General features: G+C 63.3%; 15 protein-coding genes. 11 read left to right on the forward strand and 4 right to left on the reverse strand.

Going from position 1 to position 13,439, the window contains the following annotated elements:
- Positions 1-9: 9 nt before the first annotated feature.
- The 11 genes from bchL (at position 10) to So717_RS06070 (ending at position 9,126) form a co-directional block, all read left to right on the forward strand.
- Positions 10-909 (forward strand): ferredoxin:protochlorophyllide reductase (ATP-dependent) iron-sulfur ATP-binding protein, encoded by a 900-nt coding sequence (gene bchL, locus So717_RS06020; protein WP_159975310.1) that lies wholly within the window; start codon positions 10-12, stop codon positions 907-909.
- A complete protein-coding gene (bchM, locus tag So717_RS06025; RefSeq protein WP_159975311.1) occupies positions 909-1,619 on the forward strand; it encodes a magnesium protoporphyrin IX methyltransferase in 711 nt (236 codons plus the stop codon). The genes bchL and bchM overlap by 1 nt, the downstream gene beginning before the upstream one ends.
- 32 nt (positions 1,620-1,651) lie before the next feature.
- Entirely contained in the window at positions 1,652-3,046 is a 1,395-nt protein-coding gene (locus So717_RS06030; protein WP_159975636.1) for an MFS transporter, read from the forward strand.
- Between the two features lie 22 nt (positions 3,047-3,068).
- Positions 3,069-3,836, forward strand: coding sequence for a photosynthetic reaction center subunit H (gene puhA, locus So717_RS06035; RefSeq protein ID WP_159975312.1), 768 nt, complete (start codon positions 3,069-3,071; stop codon positions 3,834-3,836).
- A 62-nt stretch (positions 3,837-3,898) separates the two neighbouring features.
- Entirely contained in the window at positions 3,899-4,531 is a 633-nt protein-coding gene (gene puhB, locus So717_RS06040) for a photosynthetic complex putative assembly protein PuhB (protein WP_159975313.1), read from the forward strand.
- A 4-nt stretch (positions 4,532-4,535) separates the two neighbouring features.
- Entirely contained in the window at positions 4,536-5,009 is a 474-nt protein-coding gene (gene puhC / locus So717_RS06045; protein ID WP_159975314.1) for a photosynthetic complex assembly protein PuhC, read from the forward strand.
- A gap of 14 nt (positions 5,010-5,023) precedes the next feature.
- Positions 5,024-5,320: an O2-dependent cyclase accessory protein gene (locus tag So717_RS06050; RefSeq protein ID WP_159975315.1), complete on the forward strand. Its 297-nt coding sequence runs from the start codon at positions 5,024-5,026 to the stop codon at positions 5,318-5,320.
- Entirely contained in the window at positions 5,317-6,432 is a 1,116-nt protein-coding gene (gene acsF, locus So717_RS06055) for a magnesium-protoporphyrin IX monomethyl ester (oxidative) cyclase (protein ID WP_159975316.1), read from the forward strand. Before So717_RS06050 ends, acsF begins: the two co-directional genes overlap by 4 nt.
- Before the next feature lie 148 nt (positions 6,433-6,580).
- Positions 6,581-7,423, forward strand: coding sequence for a putative photosynthetic complex assembly protein PuhE (puhE, locus tag So717_RS06060; protein WP_159975317.1), 843 nt, complete (start codon positions 6,581-6,583; stop codon positions 7,421-7,423).
- On the forward strand, positions 7,413-8,627 hold the full coding sequence (hemA, locus tag So717_RS06065; RefSeq protein ID WP_159975318.1) for a 5-aminolevulinate synthase: 1,215 nt from the start codon (positions 7,413-7,415) through the stop codon (positions 8,625-8,627). The genes puhE and hemA overlap by 11 nt, the downstream gene beginning before the upstream one ends.
- 73 nt (positions 8,628-8,700) lie before the next feature.
- A complete protein-coding gene (locus So717_RS06070; RefSeq protein WP_159975319.1) occupies positions 8,701-9,126 on the forward strand; it encodes a c-type cytochrome in 426 nt (141 codons plus the stop codon).
- A 52-nt stretch (positions 9,127-9,178) separates the two neighbouring features.
- Here So717_RS06070 and bchO read toward each other — a convergent pair whose 3' ends face one another.
- Genes bchO through crtA form a run of 4 tightly spaced genes read right to left on the reverse strand, consistent with a single transcriptional unit; the run spans position 9,179 to position 13,422 of the window.
- Positions 9,179-10,051 carry an alpha/beta fold hydrolase BchO gene (gene bchO / locus So717_RS06075; RefSeq protein ID WP_159975320.1) on the reverse strand — a complete coding sequence of 291 codons (873 nt, stop codon included), beginning with the start codon at positions 10,049-10,051 and terminating at the stop codon, positions 9,179-9,181.
- Between the two features lie 4 nt (positions 10,052-10,055).
- Positions 10,056-11,708, reverse strand: coding sequence for a magnesium chelatase subunit D (locus tag So717_RS06080; protein ID WP_159975321.1), 1,653 nt, complete (start codon positions 11,706-11,708; stop codon positions 10,056-10,058).
- Positions 11,705-12,709 carry a magnesium chelatase ATPase subunit I gene (gene bchI / locus So717_RS06085; protein WP_159975322.1) on the reverse strand — a complete coding sequence of 335 codons (1,005 nt, stop codon included), beginning with the start codon at positions 12,707-12,709 and terminating at the stop codon, positions 11,705-11,707. Before bchI ends, So717_RS06080 begins: the two co-directional genes overlap by 4 nt.
- Positions 12,706-13,422, reverse strand: a complete 717-nt coding sequence (gene crtA / locus So717_RS06090) for a spheroidene monooxygenase (RefSeq protein ID WP_159975323.1) — start codon at positions 13,420-13,422, stop codon at positions 12,706-12,708. The genes bchI and crtA overlap by 4 nt, the downstream gene beginning before the upstream one ends.
- Between the last annotated feature and the right edge of the window lie 17 nt (positions 13,423-13,439).

Below are 13,439 nucleotides of genomic sequence, written 5' to 3' on the forward strand. Positions count from 1 at the left end.
GACACTGACATGAGTCCCTTAGACAGAACACCGCCCTCTCTGAAGGGTCTGGACGGCGAAGGCTCCGTTCAGGTGCATCAGGACGACACAGCCAAGATCGAAGGGGCCAAGGTCTTTTCCGTCTATGGCAAAGGCGGGATTGGCAAATCGACCACCTCGTCGAACCTCTCGGCGGCGTTTTCGATGCTGGGCAAGCGGGTGTTGCAGATCGGCTGTGACCCCAAGCATGACAGTACCTTTACGCTGACGGGCACGCTGGTCCCGACGGTGATCGACATTCTGAAAGAGGTGGACTTCCACCCGGAAGAACTGCGGGCGGAGGATTTCGTGTTTGACGGCTTCAATGGCGTCAAATGCGTGGAAGCCGGGGGTCCGCCTGCAGGGACCGGATGTGGTGGCTATGTCGTCGGGCAGACGGTGAAACTGCTCAAGCAGCACCATTTGCTCGACGATACGGATGTAGTGATCTTTGACGTCTTGGGCGATGTGGTCTGCGGTGGCTTTGCAGCGCCCCTACAACATGCCGATCGCGCGCTGATCGTGACGGCGAATGACTTCGACAGCATCTATGCGATGAACCGGATCATTGCGGCGGTGCAGGCCAAGTCGAACAATTACAAGGTGCGGCTGGCGGGCTGTGTCGCCAACCGCAGCCGCGAGACGGATGAGGTGGATCGCTACTGCAAGACTGTGGGCTTCGACCGGATTGCGCATATGCCGGATCTCGACGCGATCCGCCGGAGCCGTTTGAAGAAGAAGACCCTCTTTGAGATGCCGGATGATGAGGAAATTGTGCAGGTGCGCAAGGAATACATTCGCCTGGCCGAGACGCTGTGGAACGGGACGGAACCGCTGGCCCCCGCGCCGTTGCCCGACCGTGAGATCTTTGAGCTTTTGGGTTTTGATTGATGCCGGAACTGGCCTCTTCCACCGCCCCGCAGGGCTATGACGCGACAAGGGCGCGTGTCGAAACCTATTTCGATAAAACTGCGACCCGCACGTGGGAGCGGCTGACCTCGGATGCGCCGGTGTCCAAGATCCGCGAGACGGTGCGGCAGGGGCGGGACCGGATGCGCGCGCTGTTGCTCAGCCGTCTGCCTGCGGATCTCAGCGGTCAGCGCGTTTTGGATGCGGGTTGCGGAACAGGTCAGATGAGCGCCGAGCTTGCCGCGCGCGGGGCGGAGGTTTTGGGCGTGGATGTCTCGCCGCAGCTCATCGACATTGCCCATGTGCGCCTGCCCGAACAGTACCGCAAGCAGGTGCGGTTTGCCTCTGGCGACATGCTCAGCGCGGATCATGGGCCGTTTGATCATGTGATCGCGATGGACAGCCTGATCTATTACACGGCGGCTGATATCGGTCGTGCGCTGAACGCATTGGAACAGCGCACGCGGGGCACGATTGTCTTCACCGTGGCGCCGCGCACACGCCTGCTGATGGCGATGTGGTACGCGGGCAAGCTCTTCCCGCGCTCTGACCGCAGCCCCGTGATGGTGCCGCATGCGCATCAACCGCTGGCACAGGCCGCGCGGGCTGAGGGCGTCAGCGGCCTGATCCGCCCGGTGGAGCGTGTGACCTCCGGGTTCTACATCTCTCAGGCGATGGAGGTGCGGCCGTGACCTCTCGCCTGCAGAGTCTCTCGATCCGGGCCATGCCCTTCGCTGATGCGGCGAGCCCCGATCTGCCGATGGGCCAGCTGTTGCGGCTGTCGCTGTTTCAGGTGTCGGTGGGTATGGCGGCTGTGTTGCTCTTGGGCACGCTGAACCGGGTGATGATCGTCGAGCTGGGCGTGCCCGCGATGATCGTCGCTGTGATGATTGCGCTGCCGGTGCTGATCGCACCCTTCCGGGCGCTCCTGGGCTTCCGCTCGGACACGCATAAGTCGGCCATTGGCTGGAAGCGGGTGCCCTATATCTGGTTCGGCTCGCTCTGGCAGTTTGGCGGGCTGGCGGTGATGCCCTTTGCGCTGCTGGTGCTGGGCGGAGACGTGGTGCATGACATTCCCTTCGCGGGCGAGGTCCTTGCCGCGCTGGCCTTCCTGATGACCGGTTTGGGCATGCATATGACCCAGACGGCGGGGCTGGCGCTGGCCTCGGATCGTGCGACGGATGAGACGCGGCCTCGGGTCGTGGCTCTGCTCTACGTGATGTTCCTCGTTGGCATGGGGATTTCAGCGGTGATCATGGGCGTGCTGCTCACTGATTTCACCGCGCTGAAGCTGATCCGCGTGGTGCAGGGGGCTGCCGTGGTCGGCATCCTGCTGAACCTGATCGCGCTTTGGAAACAGGAATCCGTGCGCCCGATGAGCCGCGAGGAGCGCGCGCAGCCGCGCCCGGCCTTCTCTGACGCGTGGCGCGATTTCATGGACGGTGGCCGCGCTGGTCGCCTGCTGGTCTGCGTCTTTGTCGGCACCATGGCCTTCAACATGCAGGACGTGCTGCTGGAGCCCTACGGCGGTGAAATTCTCGGCCTCTCGGTCGCGGCGACGACACTGCTGACCGCGCTCTGGGCCGCAGGGGCGCTGGCAGGCCTTGCGCTGGCTGGCGCGCGGCTCGCCAAGGGCTCCAACCCCTATCGTCTGGCGGGCGCTGGCATTGTCGCTGGTATCTGGGCTTTCTCGCTGGTGATTTTTGCCGCGCCCATGCAGTCAAATGTCCTCTTCTACGCAGGGGCGGCCATCATCGGCTTTGGTGGCGGGCTCTTCGCTGTTGCCACACTGACCGCCGCGATGACCATGCCTGCCACCGGTACCGCTGGCCGGGGTCTGGCGCTGGGTGCCTGGGGCGCGGCGCAGGCTACGGCCGCAGGGCTCTCCATCGCCATCGGTGGCGGCCTGCGCGACTGGGTCGGCCATGCCGCCGTGTCTGGCCAGCTGGGCGAGGCGCTGCAAAGCCCTGCCACCGGATACTCCTTTGTTTACCACACCGAGATTGGCTTGCTTTTCGTCACTCTCGTGATCCTGGGACCGCTCGTGCGCCAAAGCGGTTCCCTCACCCCGCAGGATGTTGGCAAACGCCCCATGGGCCTTGCCGATTTCCCAACATGACCCCGACTGAGAGGGAAACGACATGACAGAAACATTCTTTGGCGAAGTCGATCTGGCGAGTGTCGCCTTATGGCTATTTTACATTTTCTTCGCAGCGCTGGTGATCTGGATCCAGCGCGAGAACATGCGCGAGGGCTATCCGTTGGAGGACGATGAGGGCAACCCCTCGTCCAACTCCGGCATGTGGCCGCTGCCCGAAGACAAGACGTTCAAGCTGCCCCATGGCCGCGGCGATGTGACTGTGCCGAGCGGTCAGACACCGGAGCGCGCCGACATTCCGATGAAGCGCGTGGGCCCCGGCAACGGGTATCCGCTGGAGCCCACGGGCGACCCGATGCTCGATGGTGTTGGCCCGGCCTCCTGGGCCCCGCGCCGCGATGTGCCGGAGCTGGACGGCCACGGGCATCCGAAGATCGTGCCGATGTCCGCCGCTGAGGGCTTCAGCGTTGCCGCAGGCCGTGACCCGCGTGGTCTGCCCGTGGTGGCGGGAGACGGCGAGATCGTGGGCAAGATCGTCGACATGTGGATCGACGAGCCGGAACAGCTGGTCCGCTATCTGGAACTGGAGCTGGATGCCAAATGGGGCTCGGGCAACCGCCTCTTGCCGATGACCTTCGCGCGCATCCGCTCCGACCGGGTGAGCGTGCACGCGCTTTACGGCAAGCACTTCGGCACCGTGCCCACCATCGCCAGCCCGCGTCAGGTGACGCTGCTCGAAGAGGATAAAATCTCGGGCTACTACGGTGGCGGCAAGCTCTATGCAGGCACCCGCGCCGAACCGAAGATCTGACCCCCGCACGGGGCGGTCCGCTGCCCTGAGCCTTATCCGCAACCGAAATGGAGATACTCGCCATGTCCCATGATGATTTTGAGATCGAGCCCGTTGAGGGGCTTCCCGAAAAGCCGCCTGAGGGTGAGCAGATCCTCTGGCAGGGCCGTCCCGACTGGTGGCGCCTGAGCATCGAGGCGCTGAGCCTGAAGTGGGTTGCCGGGTATTTTCTGCTGCTGGCCGCATGGCAGTTCATCTCGGTTGTAGACCTGATGCCGTTGGGCCGCGCCATTGGCGCTGCGGTGCCGTTCTTGTTGCTGGGGCTGGTGGTCTGCGGGCTGCTGATCGCAGTGGCCTATGTGCAGGCGCGGGCCACCATGTACACGGTGACCGATGCGCGGGTTGTGATGCGGATCGGGGCCGCGCTGACCGTCACGCTCAACCTGCCCTATACGCAGGTGGGCAATGCCATGCTCGACCTGCGCAAGGGCGGCACCGGTACCATCGCGCTGGAGACGCTGGGCGAGACGCGTCTGAGCTATCTGGTCTGCTGGCCGCACATCCGGCCCTGGCATATGCGTCAGGCCCAGCCCGCGTTGCGTTGCATTCCCGAGGCGGAACGGGTGGCACATCTGTTGGCTGAGGCTGCGCAAGCGCGCGTGTCCGTGCCCAAGGTGACCCGTGACTTGCCCGCCCGCGCCGTGGCAGCGGAGTAGGCCCATGAGCACCCAGACCCACCCCCGCATTCACGCCAAACCCGAAGAGATGATCCCGCGTATAATGGTGCGGGCGATGTTCGGATTGGTTGGTCTCGTGTTGATCCTCGTGACGCTCGCGACGCTCACCGACCGGCCCGTGCAGCACACGCCCCCCGTCGCTCCGGTGATCGCGGAACGGGCGATCATCCTGACCGGTGATGCCTCGGGCGCTGCGCGTGTCTTTGACACCAATGGTGTGCTGATCGCTGATTTCCCGTCTGACAAGGGCGGCTTTGTCGCCGGTGTCGAACGTGTCCTGGCCCGCACCCGCGGGCTGCAGGGCGTCGACCCGATGACACCCGTTCTTTTGCAATTGCGCGAGGGCAACCGCCTCTCGCTGCATGACCCCGCCACCGGATGGTCTGCCGAGCTTATGGGCTTTGGCGCATCCAATTCCCGCATCTTCGCCAGATTGCTGGACCAACCCAGATCTTAGGAGGAAGCCTTCTCATGGGACTACTGACGAAAGACTTTGAACGTGCCCCCTGCACGGTCGAGATCAGCCACAAGTTCGAAAGCCTGCACGCGCATGTGCGCTTCAACAACGGCGCCGTGATCTACCCCGGCGACGAGGTGAAGGTGCACGGGCCCGAGATCATGGCCCCCTTCGGCGAGATCGTGACCGAGGACCGCGAGGCCACGATCATCCGCGCCAGCAAGCTCGAACAGCTGTGGACCCGCCTGACGGGTGATTTCGAGGTCATGGAGCTCTGTGAATTTTCCTTCTCCGAGGAGGTCACGCTATGAACGCCCCACTGAAACACACCGCCGATGCCACCACTGTGGAGGAAGGCCTCGCTATCCAGGAAGAGCAGGCGAAGTTCGACAGCAAGGCCGCCACCGAGGTCGCCATGCGTAACACGCTGCTGACCCCGCGCTTCTACACCACCGATTTCGATGAGTTGGACGCCATCGACGTCTCGGGCGTGCGCGAGGATTGGGACCAGCTGATCGACCAGATGGTCTCCGACCCCAACAAGGGCCACTTCAAGAAGAACGAAGACTGGGACTATGTGGATTGGGACAACATGGAGCCGCAGCTGAAGAAGGAGTTCATCGACTTCCTGATCAGCTCTTGCACGGCGGAGTTCTCGGGCTGCGTGCTCTACAAAGAGATGAAACGGCGCGGCGCCAACAAGGACATCACCCAGCTTTTCCAGCTCATGGCGCGGGACGAGGCGCGGCACGCCGGCTTCATCAACGATGCGTTGCGCGAGGCGGGCGTGGCGGTGAACCTCGGGTTCCTGACGCAGAAGAAGAAGTATACCTACTTCCGGCCCAAGTTCATCTACTACGCCACCTATCTCTCCGAGAAGATCGGCTATGCGCGCTACATCACGATCTTCCGGCATCTGGAGGCGCATCCCGAGCATCGCTTCCACCCGATCTTCAAGTGGTTCGAGGAGTGGTGCAACGACGAGTTCAGCCATGGTGAGGCTTTTGCCCTGCTGATGAAGACCGACCCCAAGCTGACCAGTGGCTTCAATGTCTATTGGATCAAGTTCTTCCTCACCGCCGTTTATGCGACGATGTATGTGCGTGACCACCAGCGCCCGGCGTTCCACGAGGCACTTGGCGTTGATCCCGACTGGTACGCGCATGAGGTTTTCACCAAAACCTCAAAGCTTTCCGAGCAGATCTTCCCCATCACGCTGGATATTGACCATCCGCGGTGGCAGCCGACGCTGGAGAAGCTGCAGAAAGCAAATGCGGATCTGGCGGAGGCGACGGAGAAGGGCCAGTTTTTTGCCAAGATCGGTGCCCAGGCGCGGGCGGCATTGGCCTTTGTCTCGCTGATCACGATCCCGGCGAAGTCACATAAGGTGCCGGCCTCGACCCGGTTGGAGCCGGTCTATTGAGCCAAGCCCCGGGCATAACCTCTGGCGTATCCGCAAGGGGGCGCGGGCGCTTGGGCCATCGAGGCCCTGCGCGCCCGTGGCTGTCGATTGCAAGCAATCGAAGCCCTGGCGCCCGGTCTCACCGGGTGGGCAGACAGGAGCGTCGCTGGTGAGTGTCTGGACCCCCGCTCTTTTTGCGCTCTTCCTCTGGTGGTTTTCCACCGGGGCGATCCTTTGGGTGGTGAAGTCTGCAGACCGGAGCGGTTTGACGGCGCGCAAGAGGGCGGTGATCTGGGGTCTGCCGTTTCTTGGGTTTGGGTGTCTGGGGTTTTGGTTGTCGCTGCAGGATAGCTCTGTGTTTGGAGCCTATCTGGGGTTTGTCGCAGCGCTTGCGATTTGGGGGTGGATCGAACTGGCCTTCCTCACAGGGATCATTACCGGGCCCAACCACCATGAGTTGCCCAAGGGCATTGCGGAGTGGGAGCGGTTCATTCGAGCCTGGGGCACGTTGGCCTATCACGAGATGCTGCTGGTTGCGACGCTGATTGCCATGGTGCTGATCGATTGGAATCTGGGGGCTGAAAACAAATTCGCGACCTGGACTTTTGCGGTGCTCTTCTTTGCCCGGCTCTCCGCCAAGCTGAACCTGTTTTTCGGTGTGCCCAAGATCAATATCGATTTCTTACCGCAGGCGCTCGCACATCTGCCCAGCCACTTTCGTCACCGTGTGATGAACTGGTTTTTCCCGGTGTCGATCACGGCGCTGACCTTTGCCGCTGCCTGCTGGCTCGAACGGCTCTATGCGGCGGAAACGGCTGGGGCTGTGACAGGCTTCGCCTTGCTGACAGCGATCACGGTTCTGGCGCTCTTTGAGCACTGGATGATGGTGCTGCCCATTCCGGACGAACGGCTCTGGCGTTGGATGATACCGACAGACACACCGAAGCCACACCAAACCAAAAACGACGTACTACCGACAGCTAAAATCAAGGGGGGACATCATGGACTTTGATGCACTGTTCCAGGCGCAGCTCGACGAGCTCAAGAACGATGGCAACTACCGCATCTTTGCGGAACTGGAGCGCAAGGCGGGGTCGTTTCCGACCGCGAAGTGCCACGATGAGGACAGTCCCGAGGAAGTGACCGTCTGGTGTTCAAACGACTACCTGGGCATGGGGCAGCATCCGTCCGTGATCAACGCCATGAAAGAGGCGATCGACAATTGCGGCGCAGGCGCGGGCGGCACGCGTAACATCTCGGGCACGAACCACAACCACAAGCTGCTCGAAGCAGAACTGGCCGACCTGCACCGCAAGGAACAAGCGCTGCTCTTCACTTCGGGCTATGTGTCGAACTGGGCGGCACTTAGCACGCTGGGCGCGCGCATCCCCGACTGTGTGATCCTGTCGGATGAGCTGAACCATGCCTCGATGATCGAAGGCATCCGGCATTCCCGTGCGAACAAGGTGCTTTGGCGCCACAACGACCCCGAAGACCTCGACCGCAAACTGGCCGCCCTGCCCGCCAATGCACCCAAGATCGTCGCGTTTGAGAGCGTCTATTCCATGGACGGCGACATCTGCCCGATGCAGGAGATCGTTGAGGTCGCCGAGAAACATGGTGCCATGACCTACCTTGATGAGGTGCATGCGGTGGGTCTTTATGGTCCGCGCGGCGGTGGCATTTCCGAGCAGGAGGGGCTGCAGGACCGCATTACGCTGATCGAAGGCACCCTAGGCAAAGCTTATGGGGTTGTGGGCGGCTATATCACCGGGTCTGAGGCGCTTTGTGATTTCATCCGGTCCTTTGCATCTGGCTTTATCTTCACGACCGCCCTGCCGCCTGCGGTTGCGGCGGCGGCGCAAACCTCGATCCGGCACCTCAAGCAATCCGATCAGGAGCGGATCTTGCAACGCGAACGTGTCGCCTATCTGCGCAAACGGCTCGACCAGGAAGGCATCCCGCATCTGGAGAACCCCAGCCATATTATCCCCGTGATGATCAAGGACCCGGTCAAATGCCGGATGATCGCGGACTACCTGATGCAGCAATACGGGATCTATGTGCAGCCGATCAACTATCCAACGGTCCCCAAGGGCACGGAGCGGCTGCGGTTCACGCCGTCGCCGTTGCACAGCGCGGATGATATCGAGAAGTTGGTGCTGGCGTTGAAAGAGCTTTGGAAACAATGCGCAATATCTCACGCAGTGGCCTGACCACGCGACATTGTGACTGTTGACTCTGGCTGTGATCTTCTACGTTGTGCACCCAGCAACCAAGGAGATTACGATGACACGTACCTTTGCAGCCATCATCGCGCTCAGCGTCGCGGCGCCCGCATTTGCAGACGGCCACTCCGCTGGCGATGCCGCAGCAGGTGAGAAGGCTTTCAGCAAGTGTAAATCCTGCCACATGATCGTGGCCGACGATGGCACGGAAATCGTCAAAGGCGGCAAAACAGGCCCCAACCTCTACGGTGTGATCGGCCGCCAGGCCGGGACGGCAGACTTCCGCTATGGCGATGATCTGGTTGCCGCTGGCGAGGCAGGTCTGGTCTGGGACGAAGCGACCCTGGCGGAGTACACTGCGGACCCGCGCGCTTTCCTGCGGACCTATCTGGACGATTCCAAAGCCAAATCCCGCATGGCTTTCAAACTGAAGAAGGGTGGCGAGGATGTGGCGGCCTATCTGGCGTCTGTCGGCCCGCAAAGCTGATCAACACATCTTTTGAGAAAGGCCACCGGTTCGTTTGGAGCGGTGGTCTTTCTTATTTGTCCTGCGTGTGCAAGAAGCGACTGATCTCGGTGGCCATCCGGTCCGGCGCCTCTTCATGAACCAGATGTCCATAGCCTTCCAGTTCGACGACCTCGGCATTTTTCAGGCGCGGCGCCGCAGCCCGTGCCACCCGGGGCGGAACTGTCCGGTCTTCGGTGCCGATGACAAAGAGCGTTCGCGTCGCTATCTCGGGCAATGATTTCAGCAGGCCGTCCAGCGACCATTGCGACATCATCAACAGGGTGCCGTCCACATGATCGCGGTTTGCCACGAGGCGCTGGTAAAGGCGCAGCCCCTCTTTGTCTAACTCCGAACCGGTGCCCCGGATCAGGGATTGTACGCGTGCCGGGGTTGAAGAGGTGGCCGAAAACAGGCTGGCGGTAAAGGGAACAGCTGCAAGCATCTTGGCAATGGCTGGGAAGAGCACGCCCGCAAGCCCGTCAAATGTGTCCAGCGCGGGGTTGATCCCTATCACGTCCGGTGCTTGCCCCTGCGGGTCCGTCAGCGTTTGCGACAGGCGCAGCGCCAGGGCGCTGCCCGCCGAATGCCCAATGATCGCCGTGGGTGCCCAGCCTTCCTGTTGGCAGAGCGCGGTGATGTCCTGCACCATTGGCTCCAGCCCACAGCGGTGCCGCGCGCCAAGCTGCGTGAACCCCTGGCCGGGCAGGTCCAGCGCGACAATGCGGAACTGCGGGCACAGCGCGGTGATCAGGCCTCGAAAGGAATGTGTGCTGCCGCCTGCACCGTGCAACATCAACACCAGCGGCCCTTCGCCAACCTCCTGCACATGCCATCGGTGCGGGGCGCACAAGATCTGGCGCGAGGCGGAGACATGTGGCCAATCGGAGGGCGGGGGCCAGCGCACGGGTTCAGCTGTCGAGCGCGGCGCTGACCGCCGTTGTCAGCCTCTGCGCATCCGCGCGTGGCAGCGCAAGGTAGGTCCCGCCCATGCATGCCGCGAGGTCGCGCAGCCCGGTGTGAGGCCGAGTGCCAGTGTCGATCAGCAAGCTGTGCAACCCTTGCGTCTGAATAAGCCGTGCCACTTGTTTTGCATCCTGCCCGGCGCGGCTGCGATCACCCTCACCATCCAGTGCGATGTTGGCGCGCCCGTCGGTCAGGACAATCAGCGAAGGCGTCAGCCCCTTGGCGCGGTTTTGCAGCGCCAGCAGGCTGGCCGCCTGCAGCCCGGCAGCGAGCGGCGTGCCGCCGCCTCCCGGCAATGTTGCAAGGCGTCTTTTCGTCTGAACCAAAGACCGCGTCGGCGGCAGCAGAATATCCGCGCCCGTCCCGCGAAAGGCGATCAGCGCCACGTGATCCCGGGCGGCATAGGCTTGCGCGAGCAGCAGTTCCACCGCGCCCTTCGCCTCGTTCAGCCGCGCAAGTGCGGCGGAGCCGGAGGCATCCACCGCAAAAACCAACAGCCGGTCTGAATGGTCCTGATAGCGTTTGACGCGAATGTCTGACGGGCGGATCAACAGCCGGTCAGCCATCTGCTGTTGCTGACGGCGCAGGGGTTGCCAGGGGGCCGCCGCGCGCAGGGTCGCCACCAGATCAATCCGGGCGCGCCCGTCCAGCCGCCCGGGGCGTGGCGACAGCGGACGGCCGCGCCGGTTGCCGACCCGTTTCTGCCCTGCCCCGGTTCCCGCGCGGCTCGCCCCGGCGCCAGACTGGCCAAGGCCAGCCAAGACATCGGCGGGCAGCAGGGCCTTGACCGCGTCAACGATCATGTCGCCTTCGGGAAGGCTCAGGCCGTCGCCAGTCGCGTCCTGTTGCTCCTCCTGCGGGGGAGGCTCCGGCGTGTCCGCTGGCGGTTCGGTTTCGTCGGGGACTTTCGTGGCGCGGTGCGGGTAGACAAGGCGCGCTGCGACTTCGAGGTCCATGCGGTCGACTGCAGTGCGACCGTTCACTGCCGCGTGCACCCGGGCCGCTCGCAGGGCCAGAAGCGGCGCGCGCAAGCTGGCAATGCCGAACTGCGCCGCGATCACGGTCAGGGTTTGCGCATCCTCCAGCGTGGCGCTGACCTGGCCGGGATCGCATGTGTCTGCTCCGGCGTTGTCGGCGGACCAACCCTCAGGCCGTCGTCCCTCGGGCGAGATGTAAAACGGAAGGCGATCTGCGAGTGCGGCTGGCACACATTCATCCGGCTCTGCGCCTTCATCCAGTGCGATCAGGCAGTGACCAAACTCCCGGTCAAGCTGATGTGCAAGCTTCGCAGCCAGCTCGGTCTCGCAGCGTTCCGCCATTGTGAGCAGTGCCATGCAGGGCGCATCAAAGAGACCAGGGCGCTGTGCCAGCCGCCCGGTCGAGAGGGTTGCTGTCAAATCCAGCCCACCCAAAAGCTGGTCGTCTGAAATGCCTGGGTGGATCTTGCGCAGGGGCAGCGGAGCCATACCCGCCAGGACAGCATCGCGGTCCGGCCCGGCGCGCATCCGGATCACCGCGCCACCAAGATAGTCCGGAGCCGCGCGCAATAGACTGAGACAGGTGGCCGTCAGCGCCCAGCTGTCCGCATCTCGGCTCACACCAGGATCTCCTCCACCACGCGCCCGACCCGTGTGGCGGAGCCAGCCTCGTCCAGCGGGTCGCGCCGCAGCCTGTGCGACAGGGCAGAGGGCGCGATGGCCTTGAGGTGGTCGCGGTGCACCTTGCGCTTGCCCTCATAGGCCGCCAGGGCGCGCGCGGCGCGCAGCAAGGTCAGCTCCCCGCGCAGCCCGTCGGAGCCCAGGGCGATGCACAGCGTCGCGCAGTCCTCCAGAATGCTGTCGGGCGTTGCGATTTTCGGCAGCCGTTTACGAGCTTTCAGAATGGCCTCGCGCACGGTGGCATCTTCCGCGCCGTAGTGCGCCATAAAGGTGGCGTGATCGTTTTCAAATGCATCGCGGCGCTTGATGACCTCGACCCGCTTGGCCACCTCGCCAGGTGATCTGACATCCACAGACAAACCAAAGCGGTCCAGCAGCTGCGGGCGCAGCTCCCCCTCCTCCGGGTTGCCGGAGCCGACCAGCACAAAGCGGGCCGCGTGGCGGATCGAGAGGCCCTCGCGCTCCACCACATTCTCGCCCGATTGCGCCACGTCGAGCAGCAGATCGACGATGTGATCCTCCAGCAGGTTGACCTCATCGATATAGAGATAGCCGCGATTAGCCCGCGCCAGCAGCCCGGGTTCAAAGGCCTTTTCGCCGCGTGTGAGCGCGCGTTCGATGTCCAGCGCGCCGACCACCCGGTCTTCGGTCGCGCCCAGTGGCAGATCGATCACCGGGGTGGGGCGGGAGATGATCTTTTTCGACCCCAGTTCGGCCCAGTCGGGGCAATCGGCGGTTTTTGCGGCGTTGACAGGGCAGCTTTCCACCGCCCGGATCGGGGGGAGCAGGGCGGCAAGTGCCCGCACCGCCGTCGATTTGCCTGTGCCCCGGTCACCAAAGACCAAAACGCCGCCGATGCCCGGGTCGATGGCCGTCAGGACCATCGCGCATTTCATGTCATCCTGTCCGACGATGGCGGAGAAGGGGAACGGTGCGGTCATGCTGCGGTCTCCAGAGCGCACAACGGGCTTGCGCCGTTCCAGGACCCACGGTCGCCCAGAATATCGAAGCGGGCATAAAGCTCTTCCGAGAACCATTTGCCGTCGCGCACGGCGCGGATGGCCGCGGCATGAGGGCCGTTTGTGCGGGCGAAGGCCGCCATCGTCTCCGGGTCGGGCCAGATGGAAAAGGTGATCTGATGCAGCAAGGGCACTTCTCCGATCCCGATTTTGAAGGCAACGTTCGGGTCGTCACCGACCATGCGGCTGATATCCGGTACCCGGCGCCAGAATTTCAGCGCGGCGGCGGGTTTTATGGTGGCACGGGTCAGGGCAGCCACCGGTTTGCCGGGGGCGGCTGCGCCGGGCTGAAACGGGGCCTGCCCCGACCAGGCGCCGCGCACGGATGTCGTGCGCAGGAACAGCGTCCAGCACTCGCTGGCTTGGGACCGGTAGCGTCTGAAAACATCGGTCGTGGCGAGGCGATGAACGGCAGTGTCCTGATCTGGCCAGCAGGCGAGAATCGCATAGACCCCGGTGTTGGGGATCGGTGTGAAGCCCTCCCCCGTCCCTGATCCGCAGAGCTTCCAGAACCCGATATCCGGCACGCGCGACATCGCACGCCGCGCCAGACCCATCATGGCAAAGGCCCATATGCGGGACGACGGTTGAGAGAACCGAAAGAAGCTTAAAGATACGACGGGTGTGTCGGTCATTGCGCGCTGTATTCCGC

Origin of the sequence: Roseobacter cerasinus (assembly GCF_009811755.1) — a bacterium.
GTDB lineage: Bacteria > Pseudomonadota > Alphaproteobacteria > Rhodobacterales > Rhodobacteraceae > Roseobacter > Roseobacter cerasinus.